The sequence below is a fragment of the Piscibacillus halophilus genome, from assembly GCF_900110685.1.
Lineage (GTDB): Bacteria > Bacillota > Bacilli > Bacillales > Alkalibacillaceae > Piscibacillus > Piscibacillus halophilus.
In genome coordinates this window covers 22,337-48,970 of sequence record NZ_FOES01000018.1, presented here as the reverse complement: position 1 = coordinate 48,970, position 26,634 = coordinate 22,337, and the positions used below count along the sequence as shown (strand labels likewise).

At 38.0% G+C, this 26,634-nt stretch carries 23 protein-coding genes, 2 pseudogenes and 1 riboswitch; of the genes and pseudogenes, 2 read left to right on the top strand and 23 right to left on the bottom strand.

Going from position 1 to position 26,634, the window contains the following annotated elements; genetic code table 11:
* Window positions 1-215 precede the first annotated feature (215 nt).
* The 3 genes from BMY57_RS09460 to radC form a co-directional block, all read right to left on the bottom strand.
* Entirely contained in the window at window positions 216-1,130 is a 915-nt protein-coding gene (locus tag BMY57_RS09460) for a class I SAM-dependent methyltransferase (RefSeq protein ID WP_091773776.1), read from the bottom strand.
* A 193-nt stretch (window positions 1,131-1,323) separates the two neighbouring features.
* Window positions 1,324-1,995 (bottom strand): N-6 DNA methylase, encoded by a 672-nt coding sequence (locus tag BMY57_RS09455; RefSeq protein WP_091773775.1) that lies wholly within the window; start codon window positions 1,993-1,995, stop codon window positions 1,324-1,326.
* A 148-nt stretch (window positions 1,996-2,143) separates the two neighbouring features.
* Window positions 2,144-2,587, bottom strand: a complete 444-nt coding sequence (radC, locus tag BMY57_RS09450) for a RadC family protein (protein ID WP_143063815.1) — start codon at window positions 2,585-2,587, stop codon at window positions 2,144-2,146.
* Between the two features lie 1,367 nt (window positions 2,588-3,954).
* Between radC and BMY57_RS09435 the strand changes: the two genes are divergently transcribed.
* Window positions 3,955-4,572, top strand: coding sequence for a recombinase family protein (locus tag BMY57_RS09435; RefSeq protein WP_091773772.1), 618 nt, complete (start codon window positions 3,955-3,957; stop codon window positions 4,570-4,572).
* 116 nt (window positions 4,573-4,688) lie between these two features.
* Here the strand turns inward: BMY57_RS09435 and BMY57_RS09430 are convergent.
* The 8 genes and pseudogenes from BMY57_RS09430 to opp4C all read right to left on the bottom strand — a co-directional run bounded on the left by BMY57_RS09430 (window position 4,689) and on the right by opp4C (window position 14,075).
* Window positions 4,689-5,788: pseudogene (locus tag BMY57_RS09430) on the bottom strand (M24 family metallopeptidase).
* A gap of 26 nt (window positions 5,789-5,814) precedes the next feature.
* The gene (locus BMY57_RS09425; RefSeq protein ID WP_091773771.1) at window positions 5,815-7,158 is read right to left on the bottom strand and encodes a purine-cytosine permease family protein; all 1,344 of its coding nucleotides are present in this window, start codon (window positions 7,156-7,158) and stop codon (window positions 5,815-5,817) included.
* Window positions 7,159-7,249: 91 nt separating this feature from the next.
* The gene (locus BMY57_RS09420; RefSeq protein WP_091773770.1) at window positions 7,250-7,567 is read right to left on the bottom strand and encodes a cupin domain-containing protein; all 318 of its coding nucleotides are present in this window, start codon (window positions 7,565-7,567) and stop codon (window positions 7,250-7,252) included.
* Between the two features lie 11 nt (window positions 7,568-7,578).
* Window positions 7,579-9,315: a hydantoinase B/oxoprolinase family protein gene (locus tag BMY57_RS09415; RefSeq protein ID WP_091773769.1), complete on the bottom strand. Its 1,737-nt coding sequence runs from the start codon at window positions 9,313-9,315 to the stop codon at window positions 7,579-7,581.
* Entirely contained in the window at window positions 9,316-11,361 is a 2,046-nt protein-coding gene (locus tag BMY57_RS09410) for a hydantoinase/oxoprolinase family protein (protein WP_091773768.1), read from the bottom strand.
* A 51-nt stretch (window positions 11,362-11,412) separates the two neighbouring features.
* A complete protein-coding gene (locus tag BMY57_RS09405; RefSeq protein ID WP_091773767.1) occupies window positions 11,413-11,955 on the bottom strand; it encodes a helix-turn-helix domain-containing protein in 543 nt (180 codons plus the stop codon).
* A gap of 490 nt (window positions 11,956-12,445) precedes the next feature.
* Window positions 12,446-12,916, bottom strand: a complete 471-nt coding sequence (locus tag BMY57_RS09400; protein WP_091773766.1) for a peptide-methionine (S)-S-oxide reductase — start codon at window positions 12,914-12,916, stop codon at window positions 12,446-12,448.
* A 254-nt stretch (window positions 12,917-13,170) separates the two neighbouring features.
* A pseudogene (gene opp4C / locus BMY57_RS09395) lies at window positions 13,171-14,075 on the bottom strand (oligopeptide ABC transporter permease).
* A 429-nt stretch (window positions 14,076-14,504) separates the two neighbouring features.
* Between opp4C and BMY57_RS16100 the strand changes: the two are divergent.
* Window positions 14,505-14,753 (top strand): tyrosine-type recombinase/integrase, encoded by a 249-nt coding sequence (locus BMY57_RS16100; RefSeq protein WP_218143544.1) that lies wholly within the window; start codon window positions 14,505-14,507, stop codon window positions 14,751-14,753.
* Between the two features lie 108 nt (window positions 14,754-14,861).
* Here BMY57_RS16100 and rpsI read toward each other — a convergent pair whose 3' ends face one another.
* The 12 genes from rpsI to purC all read right to left on the bottom strand — a co-directional run bounded on the left by rpsI (window position 14,862) and on the right by purC (window position 26,633).
* Window positions 14,862-15,254, bottom strand: coding sequence for a 30S ribosomal protein S9 (gene rpsI / locus BMY57_RS09385; protein WP_091773764.1), 393 nt, complete (start codon window positions 15,252-15,254; stop codon window positions 14,862-14,864).
* Window positions 15,255-15,274: 20 nt separating this feature from the next.
* Window positions 15,275-15,712, bottom strand: a complete 438-nt coding sequence (rplM, locus tag BMY57_RS09380) for a 50S ribosomal protein L13 (RefSeq protein WP_091773763.1) — start codon at window positions 15,710-15,712, stop codon at window positions 15,275-15,277.
* A gap of 300 nt (window positions 15,713-16,012) precedes the next feature.
* Window positions 16,013-16,858 (bottom strand): bifunctional 5,10-methylenetetrahydrofolate dehydrogenase/5,10-methenyltetrahydrofolate cyclohydrolase, encoded by an 846-nt coding sequence (locus BMY57_RS09375; RefSeq protein ID WP_091773762.1) that lies wholly within the window; start codon window positions 16,856-16,858, stop codon window positions 16,013-16,015.
* Window positions 16,859-16,889: 31 nt separating this feature from the next.
* A riboswitch (ZMP/ZTP riboswitch) is annotated at window positions 16,890-16,972 on the bottom strand.
* 1 nt (window position 16,973) lies between these two features.
* Entirely contained in the window at window positions 16,974-18,242 is a 1,269-nt protein-coding gene (gene purD, locus BMY57_RS09370) for a phosphoribosylamine--glycine ligase (protein ID WP_091773761.1), read from the bottom strand.
* An 18-nt stretch (window positions 18,243-18,260) separates the two neighbouring features.
* The gene (gene purH / locus BMY57_RS09365; RefSeq protein WP_091773760.1) at window positions 18,261-19,790 is read right to left on the bottom strand and encodes a bifunctional phosphoribosylaminoimidazolecarboxamide formyltransferase/IMP cyclohydrolase; all 1,530 of its coding nucleotides are present in this window, start codon (window positions 19,788-19,790) and stop codon (window positions 18,261-18,263) included.
* Entirely contained in the window at window positions 19,783-20,361 is a 579-nt protein-coding gene (purN, locus tag BMY57_RS09360) for a phosphoribosylglycinamide formyltransferase (RefSeq protein ID WP_091773759.1), read from the bottom strand. Before purN ends, purH begins: the two co-directional genes overlap by 8 nt.
* 3 nt (window positions 20,362-20,364) lie before the next feature.
* Window positions 20,365-21,384 (bottom strand): phosphoribosylformylglycinamidine cyclo-ligase, encoded by a 1,020-nt coding sequence (gene purM, locus BMY57_RS09355; RefSeq protein WP_091773758.1) that lies wholly within the window; start codon window positions 21,382-21,384, stop codon window positions 20,365-20,367.
* On the bottom strand, window positions 21,384-22,817 hold the full coding sequence (gene purF, locus BMY57_RS09350) for an amidophosphoribosyltransferase (protein ID WP_091773757.1): 1,434 nt from the start codon (window positions 22,815-22,817) through the stop codon (window positions 21,384-21,386). The genes purM and purF overlap by 1 nt, the downstream gene beginning before the upstream one ends.
* Entirely contained in the window at window positions 22,793-25,003 is a 2,211-nt protein-coding gene (gene purL, locus BMY57_RS09345; RefSeq protein ID WP_091773756.1) for a phosphoribosylformylglycinamidine synthase subunit PurL, read from the bottom strand. Before purL ends, purF begins: the two co-directional genes overlap by 25 nt.
* Window positions 24,987-25,670: a phosphoribosylformylglycinamidine synthase subunit PurQ gene (gene purQ, locus BMY57_RS09340; protein ID WP_091773755.1), complete on the bottom strand. Its 684-nt coding sequence runs from the start codon at window positions 25,668-25,670 to the stop codon at window positions 24,987-24,989. Before purQ ends, purL begins: the two co-directional genes overlap by 17 nt.
* Window positions 25,667-25,918, bottom strand: coding sequence for a phosphoribosylformylglycinamidine synthase subunit PurS (purS, locus tag BMY57_RS09335; protein WP_091773754.1), 252 nt, complete (start codon window positions 25,916-25,918; stop codon window positions 25,667-25,669). Before purS ends, purQ begins: the two co-directional genes overlap by 4 nt.
* On the bottom strand, window positions 25,911-26,633 hold the full coding sequence (gene purC / locus BMY57_RS09330) for a phosphoribosylaminoimidazolesuccinocarboxamide synthase (RefSeq protein WP_091773753.1): 723 nt from the start codon (window positions 26,631-26,633) through the stop codon (window positions 25,911-25,913). Before purC ends, purS begins: the two co-directional genes overlap by 8 nt.
* Window position 26,634: the final 1 nt, after the last annotated feature.

The following is a 26,634-nucleotide window of genomic DNA, read 5'->3' as shown; positions in this document are numbered from 1 at the left end:
TTCTGTGAATTTTGTCGGCTAACTTAATTCTACAAAAAGGGTCTTCCTTTTTCTATGTTCTAAAAATCATTTACACAAAATATTTTATACTCTCACCAAAACAATAGTTATTAGTAGAAACAATTATTCTTTTGTTTCAACTTCACCTTATCCGTAATAACATATTAATTAGAGGTGCTAATAAAAATGTTTTAGCACCTCTTCTTTTATTGAAATTATTTTTTAACAGCGTGTATAAAATGAATTGTCTCGAAGGCTGATAAATAATCGTTCCTATTTCTAAAAAAAATCTCATTTATCGAATTTGGTGGTAAATGTTCATAAATTAGCAAACCTGATCTTTCTAACATACTTTCTATTTCATTATAAGTAAAACTTGATTTCATTGGTTCCCCACTTGCTAAAGCCATTTTTACCATATTTTCAACTCTATTAGACATTCCATTTTCTTCAAAGAGTTTTTCGTCAGCAAAATCAAAAACAATAGAACTACCTGAAGGAATGCTAGTAAATAAATCTTTAATCAAGCTTTCGTTTTCCTCTTTAGTTAAATAATATGAAACACCTAAAAGGCTAAAGAAAGTTTTTTTGTTATTGAACCCTTTATCTATTAAGTCTTGCTTAGAAAACTTATTAGTAAAATCCATAGAAACAAAACGAAGATTTTTCGGGATATTTAGTTTAGCATCCTTTAACTTTTTCTTTTTTAATTCTTGTGTAGCTGGATGATCAATTTCAAATATCTTTAATCTGTTGTTCAACTCTGGATATCGGAAGCCAAAAGTATCTAGTCCAGCTCCGAGTATGACATATTGTTCAACTCCCAAATTAACTTCATTTAGTAATACTTTTTCACAGTAGGCAGAGCGTGCTAATGGTGTTGGGGAAAGTTGAACTTGTGTAATCCATTTTAAAATTTCTTTAGGGTTATCTTTAAACTTATGCCCAATATCTTTGTTAAAAAACTGTATTCCATCAATCATATTCTTGCTGATAGCTGAAAATTCTTCTTCAGAAATTAAATCCTTTGCAATAAAATCATCAAAAATTTTGGGTGTGTCATATTTACTGTGAAATGCTCGACCAAAAGCGGATACTAAGGAAGTTAAGCTGGACTCATTTTGTTTCATACCAATTTCCTCCCATTTAAAAATAAGATTCTCCTGGCCAGGAGAACCTTATTATACACAACAAAAATTTAAATGTAAATTATAGCACAAAATATATTTTTTGTCAAATATTTTGTTCACATTATTAAAAACACACCTAAACGCAATATCACCGATTTTAGAAAGCTTCGTAATTACGTTTTACGTTATAAATTTAACTTGCATTTATGTTTTCAGATTCATCTTCCAAAAAGTCAAACAAATCTAGTTGTACTGGTTCCTTTATGAAATTATTAATTGCTCGACCATTTTCTTTTTTTACACTTCCATATATTTCATCCAACGTATACTCTGTTCTTTGTATTTTAATATTCGATGTTTTCCTCATATTAATAGGTTGCCATTCACTAAACACTAAAGGGCTTCCATCTACCGATTTTCTCGTTAAAAAATTACCATTACAAATATTTAGTGAAATAATTTTCTTTGCACTATCTAATACCTTTTGCTTTAATTCACCGTTATGATGTTCAACTTGTTCTTTGTATTTATCATAATATTGTTGAAACATGTTCATTCCACATGTTTGAGCATTATCTTCTAATAAATCAATTCCGTAAAGTGTTGTTAGAGCGAGCAAAGAATAATTTTCATATTGTGTTAAATCTTTATTATACTTCTCAGATACCATGTTTAACTTTCGCTCAAGTATTGCAACTAAAAAAGCACCTTCCCCTGCAGCCGGCTCTAAAAAAGTTGCTGTTAAATTTTCACAAGCATCTTTTACCTCTGGAATATCTAGCATTTTATTAACTATTCTTTTAGGGGTAAATACTTCTCCATGTTTTTGAGCACGAAGCTTAGACTTAATAATTTCCTCTTTCAAATATAGTACCCTCCTTTGGTGTCAGTACTTTCGGTTATCTATTTCATTTCTATCTAGTTCTATTCTATCATAAAGTACTTTACTAAATTCATTTGATGCAATTGTACTTAATAAACCTTGAAGAAAAAAAGGGAGTTGTTTCTCCCTTTTAAATATAGCCTCTTTCTTTCAGGCTAGTAAAGCTGTTATCACTGTTTACTACTAAGTGATCTAGCACTTCGATGCCTAATAGCTTTCCAGCTTCGACTAATCTCTTTGTAACGTTAATGTCTTCCATCGATGGTGTTATATCACCACTTGGATGTTGATGCGCAACAATGACACTTGCTGCGTTATTAAGTATTGCTGATTTAAACACCTCGCGTGGATGTACGAGTGAGGCATTCAATGAACCAACATGACAACGATGAACTGCGACAACATTGTTTTTCGTATTTAAACACATAACAAAAAACACTTCTCGATCATCACGACCAATAAAGCGAGATGCTATTTTTGCTCCATCTTCTGGACTGCGAATTATGTAATTAACACCTTCTTCTGCCTCTCGAATTACTTGTTCAATGCGTACAATCTCTAAAATGGTTTCCATCTAGATCAACCTCTCTATTATTTTTTGACCTTTTTGGTCACCACAGAGAGAATCTTCGCATCGATAAATGTCAAGTGGCGTAAGTAGCAGAGCTATCAAGTGATTCGTATATGTTTTGAGGAAGCCCAATGAATTAGGGTGCGTTAAAAGCGTTGATTGCTTTGTTACGCACCCTTATCCTACTTGGCTGACTCATAACATCCGAAGAACGCAGACCCTTTACATAATCGATAATTCGTCTCTGCTTTACAGACGAATTAGGAGATTATAATTAGGAGAGGTGAAAAGGAAAAGACACTCTTAGTACACTAGAACCTAACCATTGATATTTAATTACTCTTTTTTTAATATTAAACCTGTCTTTTCACTATTTTATTAAAAAAAAAATTCTGTTTTTTCCCTTTGATCTTTGTGATGTATAGCTACAATATTTCCAACACTATCATACTCGGGAATGCCATAAAAATTATCTTCCATTTTAAAAGCTTCTTCTTCAACCTTTTGATATCAATAAAATCTTTTATTATTTCATTTTTGTTTAAATAGTTCTTTCCATTTATTGGATTGCCATCAAATGATAAAGTAAAATGATCCTCTATGATTTCATCTATCAATTGATCCATTCTACTTTTAATTGCTTGAATAAACCCATCGTTGTTTCTTTCGTCCATTTTTTCTTTATACTTCTTCGATACCCTTCTACTAGGTAATCCATCTATTCCATTTCCACCATATAAATCTATAGTCTCTTTTAAATAGGCATTCTTTAGTTTTTTGTACTATTGGAGTTTTAATCAGTTTTTCAATATCACTTCTAAACCATACTTTTTTGTATTGATCAACTTTCTGACTTTTTATTGGTCTTGTATGTGTTTTATTGTATATGCCAACCCAGTTATGAAATACATGTCGTGTAATAACATCATCTCTATCTTTAGTAATTTTACCAGTATTATCCAACCCACATAATAACCGACCGCTTCATTAAACATATCAAGTATTTAATTCCATGACTGCTTGTGCCGTTGTTCCTGAGCCTGAGAAAACTTAAATTTCCAATATGAAATCAGTAGCATTTAAACCGAATTATTAGAAATTGCCTGCCAATTAAAAGACGATAAAATATATACAAAAGAACAAGCATTGATAGATATTAATAAAGTGATAAAAAAAGTAAGTGAACTAAATTACTAAAACTATTAGTGGAAAAAATTAAATACAAAGACAAACTGTCTAAAAGTTTCAACTTTTGGACAGGGAATTTTTTTAATAAATTAAAGGAAATTCACCACTTTATTTTGTCTATAAGTTAGTCTATAATAATCTGTACAAAACATTGCAATATTTTAGATAAAGTAGGTGGTAATTTGAAAATCGGTTATGCACGTGTTTCGACAATAAACCAAGAACTAGAAACACAAAAAGAATTATTACACCAAGAAGGTTGCGACAAAATATATATTGAAAAAGTGACAGGGACGAGTACTAAACCACGCGAAGAACTAAAATCTATGATGGACCATGTTCGAAAGGGTGATGAAGTTATTGTCACCAAAATTGATCGTTTAGCCAGATCTATCATTGATTTAAATAAAATCGTTCAAGAATTAAATAGTAAAGGAGTTAGTGTTTGTTTTATTAAAGACAATATGGAGTTTAGATCAGATGAAGAACAGAACAGTATGCAGACCTTATTATTTAATGTTTTGGGGAGCTTTGCACAGTTTGAAGCTGACTTGATAAGAGAGCGTACGACGGAAGGACGAGAACGCGCCAAAAAACAAGGTAAGCATCTTGGAAGAAAAGGAAAAGACCCAAAGGATATCCAAAAAGCTATTAAATTATATGGTGAACGAAACCAGAATAAATTGAGCGTATCAGATATCTCTAAAATGACTGGTGTTCCGCGTTCTACTATTTATCACGAATTGAAAAAGCAAAAAAATTTAAAATTAATACGGGCTAATTTAGGTAAAAAACATTAAGGCACAGTTAAAATAACACTAGAAACCAAAACTTAGGCAAAATTCGATTGAACTTTACCCTTATAAAGTTCTGAGTACTAGGTTTGATTTGTTTACGGTGTTGCTCGTACCACTCATCACTTTATTATCTGTAATTCTTTTGGATAACTTGTTAATACCTCCACACCATCTTGAGTAATTACGATATCATCCTCAATACGTACACCACCAATATCAGGGATATAGATTCCCGGTTCAATTGTAAAGGCCATGCCTTCAACCAGTATTTGATCATTAGTGTGGTTCAACGAAGGATATTCATGAACATCTATACCAAGACCGTGACCTAATCGGTGGATAAAATATGGACCGTATCCTTTATCTGCAATGAGGTTACGGGAAATAGTATCAAGTTCCCCAACCTTGTTGCCCACCTCACAGTGATTTATCGCAGCTAACTCTGCATTCAAAACGGTTTGATAAATCTCTTCCTGCTCCTGTGTTGCTTCCCCATATATGAATGTTCTAGTAATATCTGAGCAGTAGCCATGATAATGTGCACCAATATCAAACGGGATAAAATCGCCTTTATTTAGTTTATGATTTCCAGGTACTCCATGCGGATCAGCAGACTTTCGACCAAAAAGTACAATCGGATCGAATGAAAATTTACGAACTCCATTTTTCTTCATTTCAGATTCAATACTAGAGAGCACCTCAAGTTCTGTGACACCCTCATCCAGAGCTTTTACGCCAGCTTCAATACCGAGATCAGCTAGTCTAGCCGCTTCTCTCATAATTTTTAATTCAGACTCATCTTTACTCAGCCTCATTTGTTGTAGTTCAGGTTCAATATTTTCAAATTGTTCACCTTGGAATAATCCTTCCAAACGATAATAACGAGAAAGAATCAAATGATTCTCCTCAACAGCTATTTTATTGAAAGTAATATTTAATGAATCTAACTTATTTTGTATTATGTCCCAAGTATTATCTGTATCGAAATAATCAATAATTTCATATTTCCAACCTGAATTTATTGCAGTATTGTTTCCATCTTTGGACAGACAAGAATTGGATCATTATTTGGGAATACTAGAAGGCCCAATAATCGCTCATGTGGTTCACAATAAAAGCCAGTCAAATAGAATACATTTGATGTGGATGTCACAAGTGCCAATGAAATTTTATGTTCTTGTAAGTAATGAGACAAACGATCAATACGTTTATTTTTCAACACTATTCACCTCTATGAAAAGTTTACTAAGCAATGGTAGAAGGTATTTCAACATTTACCTCTTCCTCATCAACATTTGTAAATTGGTCTGGTGCTACACTTGCCTTTATTTTCATAGCTAGAACATATACAACACCAGATACTATTAAGGATTGCACTGCAGGTAAACCAAATGTTGTAACATATTGAGTTAAGTAACCAAGTAGCGTACCTGCAACAAGAGCAATTGTTGCCATCCAGTTCCAGCCTTGATTATCTTTCCAGGTCCGTTTCCGGATAAAGAAAAAGTCAGCCATCATAACACCAGCAATTGCCGGATAAACAAGCGCTGTCATATATAAGAAATCTGTAAAGTAATCCAGAATACCTGCTAATGAAATAATAATGGCTAAAATTGTTCCACCAAGTGTTAAAAGTGCTCTTCCTTTATCTGAGTTTACATTTAGCATGTTGGCTAGTGCCAGACCCATACTATAGTTATTTACTAATTGGCTTGTCCAGGTTGCAAACCATAGAATCAAAAAGCCCCACACAGGAAATCCAAGGTTCAGCATGACATTTACAATATCCGCATCTCCAACACCAACTGACATGATGGCACCAACTAAAAATAAAGGAAATCCAATAACTGCAATCCCTGCAGGAATCAAAGCATTATCTTTAATTCTTGGTTTCGCATATCGAGTATAATCAGCAGCGATTACCCATTGAGATACGTTAACACCGATAACCAAACTAATGGCAGCTAATATTCCCATAGTCGGTTCAGGACTCCAACTAGATATCGTCTCCCACCCTGTATTTCTGAAAGCTAAATAAATTGCAAGAACAACTAACAATAGACCGGCGGGTACGGCAATATAGTCCGTCCATTTCATCGAACCATAACCAATAATAGATGGTAAAGCAAAGAGAAGACCAGCAATAACGGTGATAATTGCCCATAAACCCCACTGGGAAATGTAGTCAATCCCAAACATCGCAGAAATCGAGTTACCAGCAACAGATGTTTGGAGTGCCCACCATCCGAGTGATACGACGAATATAGTTAATCCTACTATAAATCTAGCTTGTGCCGCTCCAAAACTAGTTCTTGCAATCACAGAAGAAGAACGACCTGTTTTTGCACCGATAAAACCCATTACTGCATTCCCAATCCATTGGAATCCAAATAACGCAATGATTAACACCCAAAAAATTGTACCAAGTCCAAAACTACCTGCTAAGGTAGCACCTACCATAAGCACTGGAATAGTAAATTCTAATCCTCCAAAAATCATTGCTGGTGTCATCCAGTGTTGACGTTTACTCTCTGGAATTGCCGCCAGTGCCTCGTCTTTTCCGACAGATTTAACTTTTTTATCTCCCATTTTTCACACTCCTTTTTTTTAAATATTTAAAATATTAAATTGAAAAAATTTAGTAGTAGAAAAGAAGGGTCTTTTCTACTACATTAAACATTTACTTTTCCTTCACTAGTGCCCAAACAATTTTACAAGGTTCATCACTAGTATTTTCAGCCCAGTGTTCCTCACCTGCGGGAATAAATGTGGCTTCAGATTCATTCACCTTATATTCTTTGCCTCCACTTTCCCCTTGTAACTGTCCTTTAATGATAAAAGAATACTCATTTTCCTCATGTAGAGAAAGCCCTTCTTCTGGCACACGTCCCCCTGGTGGAATTGTTACGGTACCAAACTTCACTTCTGATTTATCTGTTTGATCCTCAAATAAAGTCAGTAACCCATTTTTGTTAAATCCTTGTCTATTAAATTCCATATTTTTCTCCTTTATGCATTTAATCTTACATCAAGCTCTTTATAGTCAAATGTGTCTGGATTTACTTCTACACCAAATAGTTTTTTAGCTTCTTCAACTGTGTAGTACTCGTTTTTGACATCCTTTGCTACTTGTTCAGCTGGACGTTTATATGGATTTCCATACCCTCCACCAGTTGCCGTTCTCAGTTTAATCACGTCATTCTTTTGTAGTTGATAACGTGGATAAACCCCATATGGACCATCAATTTCTCCGTTTGATTTTTCAACATAGAATTCATTTGGTGAACCTTCATACCCACCTTTTGTTCCCCAAGGATAGAACTTGTGTCTACCAAATGTTACGGTGGCAGCTTGTCCATCGGTTAGTGCACGATATGATCGGATAACACCTTTACCACCGATGTACTCACCGGCACCAGCTCCATCAATTCGCAAACTATATTCATCAACTAATACTCCATATCGTGTTTCTGCTACTTCAACTGGAACGTTGTACGTCTCACCATCGGCTACACAGAATTGTCCACTGGCACCATCTTGACCGTCGGCACCACCCCATCCACCTACAGATGGTTCAACAATTAAAAATGGTTCATCGGTATCTTGGTGTTGTCCTGACAGTGTTATTGAACTAATAGATAATAGATGACCGGCTGATAGTCTTTCTGGTAGGTAAGGTGCTAAGGCTTTCCAAACTAAATCTAAACTCCCTACTAGTGTTTCGAAGTAATTAGATACTGGTGCTGGTCGTTCTGCTGACATAATCGACTTTGGATCAACAATAACTTTTAACGGTCGAAAAACCCCATCGTTCACGTCTTGAGTTGGGTTCGTTACTGCCAAGAAAATCGTTCTAACGGCCGATACAAGACCTGTATAAGAACAGTTTACCGGTCCTGGCACTTGTGGGCTACTACCACGGAAGTCACAGATAAATTCGTCTTCCGTTATGGTTACTTCACATTGGATTGGAAAAGGACCATTCCCTATTCCATCCGTATCTACGAAATCCTCTGCCTTAAACGTTCCTTTTGGTAGTTTTGCAATCTCTTGTCTAGAGATTCTTTCACCATGCTCTAAATGATAATTAATTGAGGATTGAATTGTATCTCGTCCGTATTTTTCACAAAGTTCCTTGACACGTTTTTCTCCGGTCTTTAGTGCAGCAACTTGTGCCCACATATCCCCAAGAGATAAATCTGGAAAACGCACGTTGGATCGAATAATTTCAACAAGTCCTTCATTCAAATCACCTTGATCGAATAACTTTATGCACGGAAATTGTAATCCTTCTTGGAAAATGTCCGTAGAATCATTCGTAAAAGAACCAGGATCCTTACCACCCACTTCTGTCCAATGCGCTTTATTGGCAGAAAAAGCAATTAGTTCCCCTTCATGGAAGATCGGCATTACTAAACCAACGTCTGACAGGTGTGAACCTCCCCCGCCATATGGATCATTGATAATAATTATATCCCCTGGATGAAGGTCACCTTGATTCCCGTATTTTTCAAGAGTTTCCTTTACCATAAAGGAAAGCATACCGATAAAACCTGTTACACCGTTCCCTTGAGTGAGTAATTGGCCTTTGGCATCTGTTAACCCACTAGCATAATCGAGCACTTCATAAATAATTGGGCTCATCGACGTTTTTGCAAGCGCAATAAACATTTCATCCCCAGTTGCTAGAAGGGAATCTTTAACGATTTCTAATGTAAATGGATCCATTTTTGTTGCTTGTACCATTTATTTCGCCCCCGTTTCGATAATTAGGTTTCCATACTCGTCTACGTGAAGAGATTGGCCTTTGTAAATCACAGTAACTGCTGCTTTCTCCTCAATGATTGCTGGCCCATCTACAAGTTGTCCTGTAGGCAACAGTTCACGTTGATAGACATCTGTAGTAACCCAACCATTTGGATTTTCAAAATACACACTTCTTGTTTCTATTTTTGCATCTTCAAGTGTACCTTCTCTATGAATTTTATTAACCACAGGTTTTGGAACTTTACCAAAAGCCGTAACATGCAAGTTAACAATTTCGATTTGTGTATCTTCTAATTTAAAGGTATAGTTTTGTTCGTGTAAATCATGGAATTTTTCAACAATTTCATTTATTTCAACCGCTGTCCATGCACCGTTCGGAACTGGCACCTTAACCGTATGCTCTTGCCCTACATAACGCATATCCGCAAATCGATTGAAAGCTACATCCTCTTTGTCTACTCCTTCATTTTCAAACTGATGAATTGCTCCATTTTCAATTTCATTCCAGTAGTTGTTTATTTCATTTAAGTCTAAATCTTCCACACGCCTAATAAAGGTATTAATATAGTCATGACGAAGATCACTCATTAACATTCCCCATGCAGAAAATACAGGAGAGGCCAAAGGAATCACTACTTTTTTCACACCCATTTCTCGTGCCAGAGCTGGTGCGTGCATGGATCCTCCACCGCCAAAGGCAACTAAAGTAAATTCTTGTGGATTGTGGCCCTTGCGAATTGAAATCAATTTAAGTGCATTTAACATATTTGAATTAGCAATACGTATAATACCAAGGGCTGCTTCCTCAGTGCTCATATCAAATTGCTTTGCTATTTTCGTTTCGATTGCATCTTTAACTCGGTTCAGATTAACATCATAATCAAAATTCTTTGCTGAAAGACGTCCGGTTAATAGGTTCGCATCGGTGGTAGTTGGTTCAGTTCCACCTTGTCCATATGCAACAGGACCAGGCATAGCACCAGCTGACTGTGGTCCAACCTTTAAGGAACCAGCGTCATCAATCCAAGCAATCGAACCACCACCGTTACCGATTTCTACAATATCAACTACTGGTGTCTTTATTGGGTAACCAGCATTTCTATCTGTACGCTCAATATAGTAGTCCGTTGATACTTTTACTTCCCCTTTTTCGATTAGGGAGCATTTAGCTGTCGTACCGCCAATATCAAATGCAATAATATTTTCTTCACCAATCATTTTTCCAAGAACTGCGGACCCATAAATCCCTGCAACAGGCCCCGATTCTACCATATTAATTGGGGTTTCTTTCGCATTACCGAATGTAGTCGTACCACCATTTGATTGCATAATAAAGTTCTTACTAGTTGTGTTTTGTTCAGCAAGCTTATTGTAAAGTTTGTTTACATAAGTAGCTGCTGCTGGCTGTACGTACGCATTTAAAGCTGCCGTATTGGTACGCTCATATTCACGCCATTCTTTCGTTACCTCGTAAGAAGCTGTTACGGCAACTTCTGGCCAAAGTTCTTTAATAAGCTTGATTGTTTCCTTTTCGTGTTCGGGATTCACATAAGAATGAAGATAAGCCACAGCAATAGCTTCAACCTTTTCTTTTTTAAAATATTCTATAATCTCTTTCACTTGTTCCTTATTAAGAGGGGTAAGTACTTCACCTTTATAATTCAATCGTTCATTTACTTCTTTTCTTAGAAAGCGATCAATAAATGGTGAGGGCTTCTTATAACGAATGTTAAAGAGATCAGGTCGGTTACCACGAGCAATTTCTAATATATCTCTAAATCCTTTTGTCGTAATTAAACCTGTTTTTGCTCCCTTCCTTTCTGTTAATGCGTTAATAATGACGGTAGTTCCGTGAATAAATGTGGAAATGGCCGTTTGGTCTATACCGCTTTTTTCTAAAACGTCAATTACACCTTGTTCAAAGTTTGGCGGTGTTGTATGACTCTTGGCAACTTCAATCCCACCATTCTCATCAACGTAGACTAGGTCTGTAAATGTTCCTCCAATGTCTGTCGCTACTCTCATTTAATTTACACCTTCCCCTTTATCAGAATTTAATTTATATATTTCACCCATTTAAAAAATTACGGGTGTTAAAACACATAATAATGTTGTCTCTTGCGAAGTGGGATTTTCCCATTGATGAACTTTTTCAGATGGGAAATGTATAGAATCTCCCTCGTTCAACACATATTCTTTGTCTTCAATTCTGAAAATTACTGTGCCCTTCAACACATAATACAGTTCCTCACCTGGATGACTAAATTGTTGTTCATCTTTTTGTTTAGGAACTAAAGTAACTTTTATTGGCTCCAATCGACGCTCAGGAAATTTTCCCGCCAAGCGTATATGTGTAGTTTCAGCTCCTTCAACTTTAAATGGCTTTTGATCTTCCTTTTTTACTGCATAATTGTAGTTTTCTGTGTCTTCAAAGAAGTATGTCATGGATACATTAAAAGCATCTGCTATCTTTTTAAAGGATGTAATGGCAAGAGAAGAAGATCCCCTTTCCACTTGTGATAAAAAACTTACAGATAAATCCGTTTTTTCACTTAAATCTTTTAAAGTCATACCTTTTTCTAATCTTATATTTTTGATCTTCTTATAAATATGATCCAAATTTTTCATTCCCTTACGTTATTTATAAAATCAATTGTAGTATTTTCATATTTTTTACACATATACTGTATTTATTTTGATGATAGCATAATATTTTTCGAATTGAAAGAAAATTTTTAATAGATGTACTTATTAAAGTTTAATTACTTCAATAATTTTGAAATTTTATATGCAACTTTATAAAAACAAGTGAATCAAATATTATGATTTGCCTTCGTGTCCTTCGTGTCCGTTCCAAACTCCTACTATTCATACAATAATCAGTCTAGTTGGATATTAGTTTTAGAACCCTTTTGGTAGACATCCTTCCATTCGCCGCCTATTGTGTAATTTACAATATGAAAAACAAAAAAAGGCCTGCCCTCCACCGGAGGAACAGCCCCACTGACTTGTATAATTCCCAGAATTTATCCATATTAAAGAAAAAAGTGGTGATTACATGTCTTCTGATAGTAACCACTAAACCTATATGTTACCGAAAATGTACTCCCTACTTATATCGATTTAAAATTTCTTCTGGAATATGACAATAATCATCCGGACATTTATCCAGCCTATCTTGATGCTCCTCTGCACTTCTCACATAGTTTGTAAGAGGTAAAACCTCAACAACAATCTGGTCAAAATCCTTTCTCTCCCTAAGAAAAGCCCTTGCCTCTTTTAAGTGTTCAGGGTTTTCACTATATACGCCTGTTCTGTACTTCTCACCAACATCCTGTCCTTGTTGATTCAAACTGTATGGATTAATGATCTCAAAAAAATATCCCATTAATTCCTTGATTGTGACAACCGTCGGATCAAACCCTGTTTTTACACATTCGGCGTAGCCATCATAATCACCCTCAAGTGTATGACTGGTTCCATTAGCTCTCCCAGCTTCCGTAAACGTAACGCCGGGTAACGTTTTGATAAAAGCTTGTACTCCCCATAAACAGCCGCCTGCAAAATATACAACTTCCATAGTGACTCACCTCTTCACTTTGTGCCAATATAAAAAACGGTCTTGGTAAATTACGCCAAAAAATATCAGTTATATTATCTCATTAATTGTGGCATCGGGACAACCATGGTGTAGATACCACTAACCACGGCTCCTCAACTGATCAAATTACTAGGTTCAATCTCTCCGTGGCAACTAACCCAACGCTTCACATCAAATTAAAAAGACAGACCACCTCCCCCACTGGCAGTGAGAAAGTGTCTGTCATCAAGTCTTTATTCCTTAATCTTAGGGTCAAATGCATCTCGTAGCCCATCACCAACAAAATTAAAAGCTAAAACCGTCAGTAAAATCATGATTCCCGGAAATAAAGGGTACCACCAGGAAGTAACCATAATAGTAATGTTTTGTGCATCCTGAAGCATATTGCCCCAACTTGATGTAGGTGGCTGAACGCCAAGACCTAGATAGCTTAATGCTGACTCGGCCAAAATCACATACCCAATCATCAGGGTTGCTGATACGATAATCGGACCTAATGCATTTGGTAATATGTGCGAAAAGATAATCTTACTAATCGTTTTTGCTGCTAAAACAAATTCCCTAGTTCTTAACGATAAAAATTCTCCTCGGACTAGTCGTGCTGTTCCAGTCCAACCAAACAAAGCAAAGGCAATAATTAATTTATCCAAACTTGGTTCAAAGATAGTAACGAGCGTTATTAGGAGGAAAATTTGTGGAAATGAAATCACGACATCCACAAAGCGCATAATAATCGAATCGAGAAGTCCTCCATAATATCCTGCTAAGCACCCAACACAACCCCAATGAGTAGGGAACCTGCAACTGAGGCAAAACCAACGAGCAAGGATACCCTTGCCCCATGAAGTAAACGACTAAAGGTATCCCGCCCAAGTGTATCTGTACCAAGCCAATGTTCTGCACTTGGGGGCTGGAGTTTGTTTACTGGATCTGTTTCCGTTACACTGTGTGGAGATATCCACGGAGCAAAAAGGGCTAAGCTAATAATGATCAAAAGCAAGACCATTCCGAATACGGCTAACTTATTTTTTATGAACTTACGAAAAATGATTTTTCTAAATGAATCTGGTTTCTGTTCTTTCCTCGGATAGTGTTCTACTGGAACGTATGAATTCGTTTGGGATTGGGCTTGCCCCATGTCTATTCCCCCCTCCTTAATATTCAAGAAGGGAATTAAATAAATTTCTTAAGATTATAAAGGATCAACCTTTAAACTATACATTTTTTTCGCTTAATTGCTTACACCGGTGCTCGCAAAGGTGAGATTTTAGCACTTAATTGGTCAGATATTGATTTTGCACAGAAATTTATTTGTTTTAATAAGACACTTTATTTTGGAAACAATGAATTTCTTTTAACAACCGGGAAATCGAAAAAATCGAATAGAATTATTAGTATAATCGAATAGAATTATTAGTATAGATGAGGAAACACTGGCCATCCTAAGCGCTTGGCGAAAACACCAAATTCAGCAATATTTAAAAATCCACAACCCTTCTTAAAAGATGAAGAGCAGCCTATTTTCACTAAGTTTCATCCACTCGAGAAAAAGATGACTTATATTCGTATGTCATATTTTAATGATCAATTGAATTTAATTTTTAGAGACTATCCTAACTTGAAGAAAATTAATGTTCACGGCTTCCGCCACACTCATGCAAGTTTATTATTTGAGTCTGGAGCTGAACCACATGAGGTTCAAGATCGACTTGGCCATGAAGATATACAAACTAATTACAACATCTATACTCATGTAACAAATAAATCCAGAGAAAAAACAGCTGAACAATTCCTAAATTATATGACAAACGAATAAATGTGAACCATTTGTGAGTCATTTGTGAGTCAAAAACGAATAATATAAAAAAACCTCTCTTTTCCAACAAAGGATAGAGAGGGTTTGAAACCTTGTGTGACAAGGGTTTTAACGTTTTGAGAACTGTGGTGCACGACGAGCGCCTTTAAGACCGTATTTCTTACGTTCTTTCTCACGTGCGTCACGAGTTAGGAATCCTGCGCGCTTTAATGTTGGGCGATAATCAGGATCTGCTTCTAATAGTGCACGAGCAACGCCTAGACGAATTGCTCCTGCTTGACCAGTATATCCACCACCGCTAACGTTTACTAGTACATCATAGTTACCAACGTTTTCAGTTGCTTCTAAAGGTTGGTTGATGACTAAGCGTAACGTTTCGTGTGGGAAGTAATCTTGTGCATCTACTTTATTAACAATAACTTTTCCGCTTCCAGGAACTAGACGTACACGAGCTACAGAGCTTTTACGACGACCTGTTCCATAGTATTGTACTTGTGCCAAAGTGTTTTACCTCCTTTTACTTACCCGCGAAGTTCGTAAACTTCTGGATTTTGTGCTTGATGTTTGTGCTCAGGTCCACGGTAAACGTGTAGCTTTTTAGCCATTTTACGACCAAGTTTGTTCTTTGGTAGCATACCTTTAACAGCAATTTCAAGCATTTGTTCAGGATATTTCGTACGCATTTCGTTTGCTGTACGTTGTTTTAAACCACCAGGGTAGTTTGAATGGCGGTAGTAAATTTTATCGTTTAATTTTTTACCAGTTAAATGAACTTTATCTGCATTCACGATAATAACGTGATCACCAGTATCAACGTGTGGTGTGTAAGTTGGCTTGTTTTTACCGCGTAGGATTGACGCTACTTCTGTCGCTAAACGACCTAACGTTTGTCCTTCCGCATCAACTACATACCATTTACGCTCAACGTTGTTTTCATTAGCCATGAAAGTTGTGCGCATTGTTTTCCCTCCTAATTCAATCGAATTACTCGAACATTTTTTTATCTTCAACACGAATAGTTCCGGGGCTAGTCGTGGTTATGATAAAATGCCATAGAATATATTATAATATCTATGGCATGAATGTCAAGTCATAATCGTATTTAGTTCACATTTTATGCTTGTAAATTTATAGAATATATGGTCCTTGCTATTTTTGGGACATTTTTTCAAGTTTATGAGACATGAATTTTGTCGAATCAGTGCATTCGTCGGCATTATTGGGACATTAAAGCCCTTTTATGAGACATTAGATTTTATTTATGAGACCTTGCATTGTTTCTGAGCGGCTTCAACCGTATGTTTGAGAAGCATTGAAATGGTCACCGGGCCAATTCCTCCTGGAACAGGTGTAATGGCTGAAGACTTAGCATAACATGTATCATAATCAGCATCCCCAATATTGCCTGGGTTATAACCTGCATCTAGTACAATGGCACCTTCTTTTAACCAATCACCTTTTACAAATTTAGGACGACCGACAGCTGCGACTACAATATCTGCTTGTTTTACGACTTCGGGTAAGTTTTCCGTTTTTGAATGACAAATTGTCACCGTCGCATTCCGGTTTAACAACATCATCGACACCGGTTTTCCTAGTATTGGGCTGCGTCCTATCACAACGGCGTGCTTTCCTTCTACGTCAAGGCCATAATAATCAATCACTTGTAAAATGGCTGCCGGTGTACAACAAGGATAGGCTCCTAGTTGAAAGGTTGTGGCGCCAAAACCATGTGACGTCACGCCATCGACATCTTTATCTAAGGAGATCGCATCAAAAGCTTGGCGTTCATCTATGTGACTTGGAACGGGATGTTGTAACAAAATACCGTGTACTTCAGGATCTTCATTTAAGCGTTGAATCACATCTAATAATTCTTCAGTCGTCGTCTCCTCTGGTAAAAAGACACGTTCTGAAGCCATACATAACTTATGACACGTATTAGCTTTCATTTGCACATATGTCTTAGAAGCTTCATCGTCTCCAACTAGCACTGTCGCTAGTTTAGGTGTGATACCTTTACTTTGCAACTCATCAATTTGTCCTTTTAACTCATCCTTAACCGTTTGAGCAACTTTTCTACCGTCTAGTATCAATGGATTCAATTTTTACCCTCCTGTTGATTAAGAGAGACGAACTCCCCGCCCAGACGACCGGCTTGATAACACGCAGCTCCATCATGGTTCATTCCATTTTTGTCGTCAGTCACTGCATGCTAAATTATTTTCCTATAGTCAACGCTTTCTTCGCAATATCTGTTCTGTAAAAAGTGTGATCAGATTTTAACTTTTTCATATCTTTATAAACTAATTCAGATGCACCTTCAATACTTGGGTGTTCAGCCGCGACTAATAATAAACGCCCGCCATTGGTCAACCATTTGTCTTCAGAGAATTTCGTTCCGGCATGAAAAACAAGGCTACTAGGGTCGATTTGATCAAGATTTGGAATGACATGCCCTTTTTCATAAGCACCAGGATACCCTTCAGAAGCTAATACCACTCCCACGACAGCTTTGTTGTTCCACTTTAACTCTATTGATTCTTTGGTCATGACGGCTTCTAGAACGTGCATCAAGTCGTTCTCCAGTCTCGGTAACACGACTTGAACTTCTGGATCCCCAAATCTTGCGTTAAATTCAATCACTTTTGGACCTTCAGGTGTTTGGATCAGACCAGCATAAAGGATGCCTTGAAAGGGTCTCCCTTCTTTGACCATTGCTTCAGCAGTTGGCTTAAGAATGCTTTCAATCGCCTGTTCTTTTACCTCATCACTGATTTGTGGAACCGGAGAATAAGCTCCCATCCCTCCTGTATTAGGTCCTTGATCATGGTTAAAAGCACGTTTATGATCTTGAGATATTGCCATTGGATAGACATGTGTCCCATTCACAAATGCCATCAATGAAAACTCTTCGCCGACTAAAAATTCTTCGATAACAATTGTTCGTCCAGCTTCACCAAATTTGTGTTCTTGCAGGCGCTCGGTAATGGCTTGATCTGCTTCTTCTAGTGTTTGCGCAATCATTACACCTTTTCCAGCCGCTAACCCATCTGCTTTAATGACAATGGGCACTCCGACCTGACGCACATAAGCCTTCGCGTCTTCTTCATTAGAGAAAGAGGCGTAGTCAGCAGTTGGAATATTATATGTTTTCATAAGCTGTTTGGCGAATTGTTTACTTCCTTCAATGAGTGCTGCTTGTTGATTTGGGCCAAAAATAGCTAAGCCTTCAGCTTGAAATCGATCAACCATTCCTTCCATTAACGGCGCTTCTGGTCCAACGACGGTTAAGTCAACCTCGTGCTGTTTGGCAAAATCAATCAACTGATCCACTTTTCCCTCGTTGATTTCAACACATGTTGCCACATCCGTCATGCCATCATTACCAGGCGCAACAAATACTTCGTCTACTAAAACACTTTGCTTAATCTTCCATGCCAATACGTGCTCTCGTCCTCCACGACCAACAATGAGTACCTTCTTCATAAAGGACCTCCTTCATCTCTAGTGCTTAAAGTGGCGTACACCGGTAAAGACCATTGCCATACCATATTCATTACATTTATCGATGGAATCTTGATCTCGTTTAGAGCCACCTGGCTGAATGATGGCTGTAATCCCTGCCTGGTGAGCCGCTTCAACTGTGTCGTCCATCGGGAAAAAGGCATCTGATGCCATTACTGAGTGTTGTGCTTTCTCGCCAGCTTGCTCAATAGCAATCTTCGCCGCACCAACTCGGTTCATTTGTCCGGCACCAACCCCAATGGTTTGCGAATCTTTAGCTAATATGATTGCGTTTGATTTAACGTGTTTGATCACCTTCCATGCAAACTTCAAATCCTTCCACTCGGCTTCAGTAGGTTGTTGTTCAGTTACAACCTTTAACTCAGGTTCGCTTAATTGATGATGATCTTCATCTTGAATTAACACACCACCTGTAACAGATTTAAGTTGCTCATTCGGTTTATTTGAATCAGTCGAAACTTCAATCAAGCGAATATTCTTCTTCTTAGTTAAAATTGCTAATGCTTCTTCTGTAAACTCAGGTGCTAAAATAATTTCTAAGAAAATTTCACTCATCTTCTCAGCGACACTAGCATCGACCGGGCGATTTAAAGCAACAATTCCACCAAAAATTGAAATAGGATCCGCTTCAAAGGCATGCTCATAAGCTTCTAAAATGGATTCACCGATCCCTACCCCACACGGATTCATATGTTTGACCGCTACTGCTGCTGGTTCATTAAACTCTTTTACGATTTGTAAGGCGGAATCTGCATCTTGAATGTTATTGTAAGATAATTCTTTACCATGTAACTGCTTGGCTTTAACTAAAGAAGATGCTGCTGCAAAAGGCTCTGCATAAAAAGCGGCTTGTTGATGTGGGTTTTCACCATATCGAAGTGTTTGTTGTTTTTCATAAGTGATGGTCTTTGTTTCCGGGAATGATTCTCCGGTTTGTTTTGTTAAATATCCCGCAATTAAAGCATCATAGTGTGCTGTATGTCTAAAGACTTTTGCGGCTAAATTACGTTTTAATTCAAGTGTTACATCCCCGCTTCTTAACTCTTCAATGACTCGTTCGTAATCTTGCGGATCAACCACCACAGTTACATCTTCATGATTTTTGGCTGCTGAGCGTAACATCGTCGGCCCACCAATATCAATATTTTCAATCGCTTGATCAAACGTCACACCCTCCTTAGAGATAGTCTCTTTAAATGGGTATAAGTTTACAATGACAAAATCAATCGGCTGAATACTTTGCTCTTCTAATTGATCAATATGACTTTTCTCTGAGCGTTTAGCTAATAAACCTGCGTGAACATTTGGATGTAACGTTTTAACACGTCCATCTAAAATTTCTGGAAAGCCAGTTACATCCGAGATACCTGTTACCGTAACACCCGCTTCTTCTAAAGCCTTTTTCGTCCCACCCGTTGAAATAATTTCTACACCTTGATCCACTAATTGTTTAGCGAAATCCACAATTCCACTTTTATCAGATACACTCACTAATGCGCGCTTAGACAATGACCTCATCCTTCCGTAACAGTTGTTGTAATGTCTCTGGGTATAGGCGATGCTCTACTTGTTGTATTTTTCGTTGTAATGTTTCCTGCGTATCATCTTTTTCAATCCATACTTTTTCTTGACGAATAATGGGACCTGTATCCATTCCTTCATCGACAAAGTGAATTGTGACACCTGTTTCAGTAACACCCGCTTCAAGCGCCTGCCCAATCGCATTTAACCCTGGAAACTGTGGCAATAATGAAGGGTGGATGTTCACGATTTGACCACTATAATGGTTTAATAGGGTCGACCCAATTAATCGCATGTAACCTGCGAGTACGATAAAATCAATTCTTTTTCGAATTAATAATGCTAATACATCAGCTTCATACGCTAATTTGTCTGGATAATCTTTAAGTGAAAAAGATTCTGCCTCAACCCCTAATGTTTCAGCTCTCTTTAATGCATAAGCATTTGGTTGATCTGAAAATAATAAAACGACTTCATAACTTTCATCGTTTTTAGACGCTTGAACAATCGATTCAAAATTCGAGCCACTCCCCGAAGCAAAAACAGCTACTCGTTTCATTCGTTATACCTCCTCTACAAGCTCAACACCTTTTTGATTCTGAACGCGACCAATTATATAAGCACTATCTAGAAGATCAAGAACACGTTGAACATGTTCAGAATCAATAGCTAATACCATTCCAATTCCCATATTAAACACATGATACATCTCATCCTGTTTGAGTTGACCATGCTTTTGTAAAAATGGAAAGATGTCAGGTATTGGATAAGAGGTCACATCTATTTTTGCTCCTAAGTCATCTGGGAGCATCCGTGGTATATTTTCATGAAATCCGCCGCCTGTAATATGAGCTGCTGACTTTAATAGGCCTGATTGTTTAACTTTTAATACATCTTGCACATATATATTCGTCGGTGTTAAAAGGACGTCTCCTAATCTTTGATTAAATGGAGCGTATTCTTTATGAAGATCTAATCCTGAATCTGAAACGATTTTTCTAACGAGTGAAAAGCCGTTACTATGAATCCCTGATGACGGTAAACCAATTAACACGTCTCCAGCTTTAACCGTCTCTCCTGTTATGACATCACGTTTTTCACATGCTCCAACAGCAAAACCTGCAACATCATATTCGTCTTCATCATAGACTCCAGGCATTTCAGCGGTCTCACCGCCAATTAACGCACAACCTGCTTCTTCACATCCATCGGCAATCCCTTTAACAATTTGTTCAATCGTGAAAGGGTCTGCCTTCCCTAAACCGATGTAATCTAGAAAATAAAGTGGTTCTGCCCCTTGTACGACAATATCATTGACACACATGGCAACAGCATCGACCCCTATCGTGTCATGACGATCTAATTCATAAGCGAGCTTAAGCTTAGTCCCAACACCATCTGTACCTGAAATTAAGACCGGCTCGACGTAGTTTAATTGTGATAAATCAAACATACCGCCAAAACTACCAAGTGCACCAATCACTCCTAAACGACTCGTTCTATCCACGTGCTGCTTCATGCGATTAACGGCTTTATAACCTGCTTCAATATTGACTCCGGCTTGTTTGTACGCCTCTGACATTAGGATTTCGCTCCAATCAACTGTTCTTTTTCATGAGGGGGTAATGAATCTTCATATAAATCAGTTGGATATTTTCCGGTAAAACAAGCTAAGCAATGACCGCAGTTAGGACTTGTATCGTTACGATCAACAGCTTCCACCATAGCATCGACTGGTAAATAAGTTAACGTATCAGCACCGATCATCTCACGAATTTCCTCTATACTATGATTCGCGGCAATTAACTCACCTGAGTTGGACGTATCAATGCCGTAAAAGCATGGATGCGTGATTGGAGGGGAACTAATTCGAACATGCACTTCTTTGGCTCCGGCCTCTTTTAACATGTTCACGATTCGTCTAGAAGTCGTACCACGAACAATCGAGTCATCTACCATCACGACTCGTTTCCCTTCCACAATCTTTTTAACCGCCGATAGCTTCATTTGAACGCCACGCTCACGTAAAGCTTGTGAGGGTTGGATAAACGTTCTTCCTACATAACGATTTTTAATTAAGCCTAATTCATATGGAATTCCCGATTGTTCCGCAAATCCAATGGCTGCTGAAATGCTTGAATCCGGAACACCTGTTACGACATCTGCTTCAACTGGAGAAACTTCCGCAAGCTTTTTGCCTAATCGTTTACGTACACTATGAATATTATTGTGATCTACATTACTATCTGGTCTAGCAAAATAAACGTACTCCATTGTACAAATCGAACGGTCTTTTGGTTGTGAAAACGAATCAACTTGAATCCCTTGGTCATCAATGACTAAAAGCTCACCAGGGTGAATTTCTCGTATATATTCAGCTCCAACGACATCAAAGGCACAAGTCTCTGATGCGATGGCGTAGCCACTTCCAACCTTCGAAAGAGATAAAGGCCTCATTCCACGAGGATCTAATGCGGCAATTAACCTTTTTTCATCAAGCATGACAATGGCGTAAGCCCCTTCCAACTCATTTAAAGCTTGCTTGATTCGGTCAATTATGGGTGTTCTTCCTGCACGTTTAATAAGGTGGGCAATCACCTCTGTATCAGATGTTGTTTGAAATATACTCCCTGTTTCTTCAAGCTCTTGACGCAACTTAGTGGCATTCACTAAGTTTCCGTTATGCGCTAATGCTAATGAACCTGTACTCGAACGGAAAAACAATGGTTGAATATTTTCAAATGTCTTTCCGCCTGCCGTTGAATAACGGACATGACCAATCGCTGCATGACCAGAAAGAGTCATTAATTCCTCTTCATCTAAGACCTCTGTCACTAAACCTTGGCCTTTAGATTGTTTTAAATCATATCCATCTGATACCACAACTCCAGCACCTTCCTGACCTCTATGTTGTAAGGCATGTAACCCATAATAAGTCATATGTGCTGCTTGAGGGTGGCCATAGACACCAAAGATTCCGCATTCTTCGTTTAAGCCTTTGATTTCACCAAGCATGGTAAAGCCCCTTTCCAAAGGTTAGTTAAGTGATCTACCGATTGATGAATCACCTTCTCACCGTTAAAAGCTACCGATAATTGACTATCGTTCGTGACTGATCCAATTCGTTTAGCATCCACCGATTTTTCAAAAGCTTCTGACTGTTCTGGTTGTACGGTGACGACAAATCTAGATTGAGTCTCACTGAAAAGCTCAATAAGATCCTGTCCGTTTAACTCGACATTCAATCCGAATTGAGTCGTCATAACCTTTTCAGCTAAAGCAACGGCTAAGCCTCCTTCTGACACATCGTGAGCAGAAGAAACAAGGCCATTTTGTATAGATCCAAGAAGTGATTGGAGTCTCGTTCGTTCAACGTTTAAATCTAATTCTGGCGCATCTCCTTCATATCGGCCAATAAGGAGTTTTTGTAGTTCACTACCGCCAATTTCACTTGTTGAATCTCCAATTAAATAAACATAATCTCCAACCTGTTGTGCGTGTTGAGTTGTAATATGCTTAACATCATGAACGAGTCCTACCATTCCAATAACCGGAGTTGGATAGACACTCGTACCGTTTGTTTCGTTATAAAGTGAGACATTTCCACTAATCACTGGGGTGTTTAAAAGCTCGCAGGCTTCTGCCATTCCATCTGTTGCCTGTTCCATCATCCAGAACACTTCTGGTTTATCTGGGTTACCAAAGTTTAAACAGTCTGTAATTGCAACAGGTTCAGCACCTGAGCAAACAATGTTTCGTGCCGCTTCTGCAATCGCAATTTGACCGCCACGATTAGGATTTAGGTGTAAATAACGAGAATTACAATCCGTCGTCATCGCAATCGCTTTATTTGTTCCACGAACTCTTAAAACAGCTGCATCTGACCCTGGTTGCACGACTGTATTCGTTTGAACTTGGTGGTCATATTGTTGATAAACCCACTCTTTACTTGCAATCGTAGGCTGTTGTAATAACTGTTCTAAAACTTTTTCAGCATTCTCTATTTCAATGGTTGATTGGGTTTGGGATATCTTTTTAGGTGTTTTGGATGGCATCTGGTAAACAGGTGCATCCTCCGCTAAAGCATCAACTGGAACATCCGTGACGATTTCTCCTTGAAACTTTAAGCGAAACTGTTGTTCTTCAATGACATGCCCTACTTCAACCGCTTCAAGGTCATATTTTGAAACTATTTCTTTAATCTCATGTTCGCGACCCTTTTCAACGACCACGAGCATGCGTTCTTGTGATTCTGATAGCATCATTTCATATGGTGTCATCCCTTGTTCACGTTGCGGGACTCGATCAAGGTTTAACTCAATACCTGTTCCAGCCTTACTAGCCATTTCGCTCGCAGATGACGTTAGACCTGCAGCGCCCATATCTTGAATCCCAACTAAGGCGTCACATTTCACCATTTCAAGACAAGCTTCAATCAATAATTTCTCCATAAATGGATCGCCAACTTGAACCGCTGGACGATCCTCTGCAGAATCATCTGTCAATTCTTCAGACGCAAATGTAGCACCATGAATTCCGTCACGCCCTGTTGCTGATCCGATGTACATAACCGTATTGCCGATTCCCTTTGCCTGACCGACTTGGATGTCTTCGTGTCGAATGAGTCCAACACACATGGCGTTCACAAGTGGATTCCCTTTATAACAATCATCAAACTGAATCTCACCGCCAACTGTCGGGATTCCTACACAGTTCCCATAACCAGCAATCCCATTAACGACTTCTTCAAATAAATACCTCGTTCTTGGATGATCCAACTCACCGAATCTTAACGAATTTAATAACGCGATTGGACGTGCCCCCATGGAGAATACATCACGAATGATACCTCCAACACCTGTCGCTGCCCCTTGGTAAGGCTCAATTGCGGATGGGTGGTTATGACTTTCAATTTTAAAAGCAACCGCTAAGTCATTACCGATATCGATAATCCCTGCCCCTTCACCTGGGCCTTGTAACACTCGTTCACCTTCAGTTGGAAACTTACTTAATAGAGGCTTAGATTTTTTATAACTACAATGCTCACTCCACATTACAGAGAAAATACCTGTTTCCGTATAGTTTGGAGTTCGACCTAATAAACGTTCAATCTTCTGAAACTCATCATCAGTGAGCCCCATTTCAGCATAGAGCTTTTTTTCTTTTATTTCGTTAGAATTAGGCTCAAGAAGTAACGGCATGGTGTTCCCTCCAATTTACTAGAATCGATTGAAATAGTCTCAAACCATCTGCGCTGCCTAATAATGAATCGACGGCACGTTCTGGATGAGGCATCATTCCTAATACATTGCCTTTTTCATTACAAATTCCGGCAATATCCCCTTTAGAACCATTCGGGTTATCTGCATATCTGAAGACGATCTGATTATGTTGCTCAAGCTTTTCTAATGTTGCATCATCACATTCATAATTTCCTTCTGCATGTGCAATCGGAAGTTGAATTCTTTCATCCTGTTGATATTCACTTGTAAATTGCGTTTCATTATTTGCGACAATCACAGGTGTTGTTTGACAAATAAACTTCAAGTTTTCATTCCGCTTCATCGCACCAGGTAACAATCCTGATTCTAGTAAAACTTGAAACCCATTGCAGACACCTAGAATCGGTTTATCTGCTTGAGCAAACGCTTTTACCGACTCCATAATCGGTGAAAAACTAGCAATCGAACCCGATCTTAAATAATCTCCATATGAGAACCCGCCTGGTAATAAAACCGCATCAAATCTAGATAAATCTTGGTCTCGGTGAGAAATATATTCCACGTCTTCACCGAGCGCATCTTGTATCGCAAATAACATATCCATATCACAGTTAGAACCTGGGAACACCACGACCGCGAACCTCACGACGATACAACCTCCTCAGTTTCATAACGATAGTCTTCGATAACTGGATTGGCGAGTAACTGTTCACACATTTCCTCTATCTGATTCTCAGTCGCCATATTGGCATCAAGATTAAATTCCATATACTTACCGACTCGCATGTCACTAACTCCGTTAAATCCTTTAGCGTCAAGCGCTTGTTCTACCGCTTTTCCCTGAGGATCTAATACCCCTTCTTTTAACGTGACATACACCTTTACTTTAACCATTGGACACACCCCCCTTTAAGCGTTCTAAAACCGTGCTATAAGACTTTTCTACGCTGCCTATTCCTTTACGAAATACATCTTTATCGAGCTTTTCATTCGTCTCGATATCCCATAAGCGACAGGTATCCGGTGATATTTCATCAGATAACATCAATTCACCTGATCGGTCATAACCAAACTCCAACTTAAAATCTATTAACTTTAAATCACATTGCTTAAAACAGTCTAATAAACAATCATTGACGACAAGAGCCATGTCTTTCATTCTAGCTAAATCATCTGAATCAACTAGATTCAATAGCTTAATATGATCTTCATTAATTAATGGGTCGCCTAACTCATCATCTTTGTAGTAATACTCCACAACCGTTTGACCTAATTGATGTCCTTCTGTTAATCCTAATCGTTTAGCTAAGCTTCCAGCCGCTACATTACGAACCACGACTTCAATCGGAATAATCTTAGTATGCTTAACCAATTGCTCATCCTCAGAGATCTGTTTCACCCAATGGTTAGCCACCCCGGCTTGATGCAGTGTTTCAAACAAAATCGAGGAAATTTTATTATTTAATGCGCCTTTGCCTTGCTCTTCAGCTTTCTTCTGACCATTAAAAGCTGTCAAAGCATTCTTATACTCGACCACTAAAACATCTGGGTATTCTGTTTCATACAAACGCTTCGCCTTGCCTTCGTATACCAACTGACCTTTTTGCAAA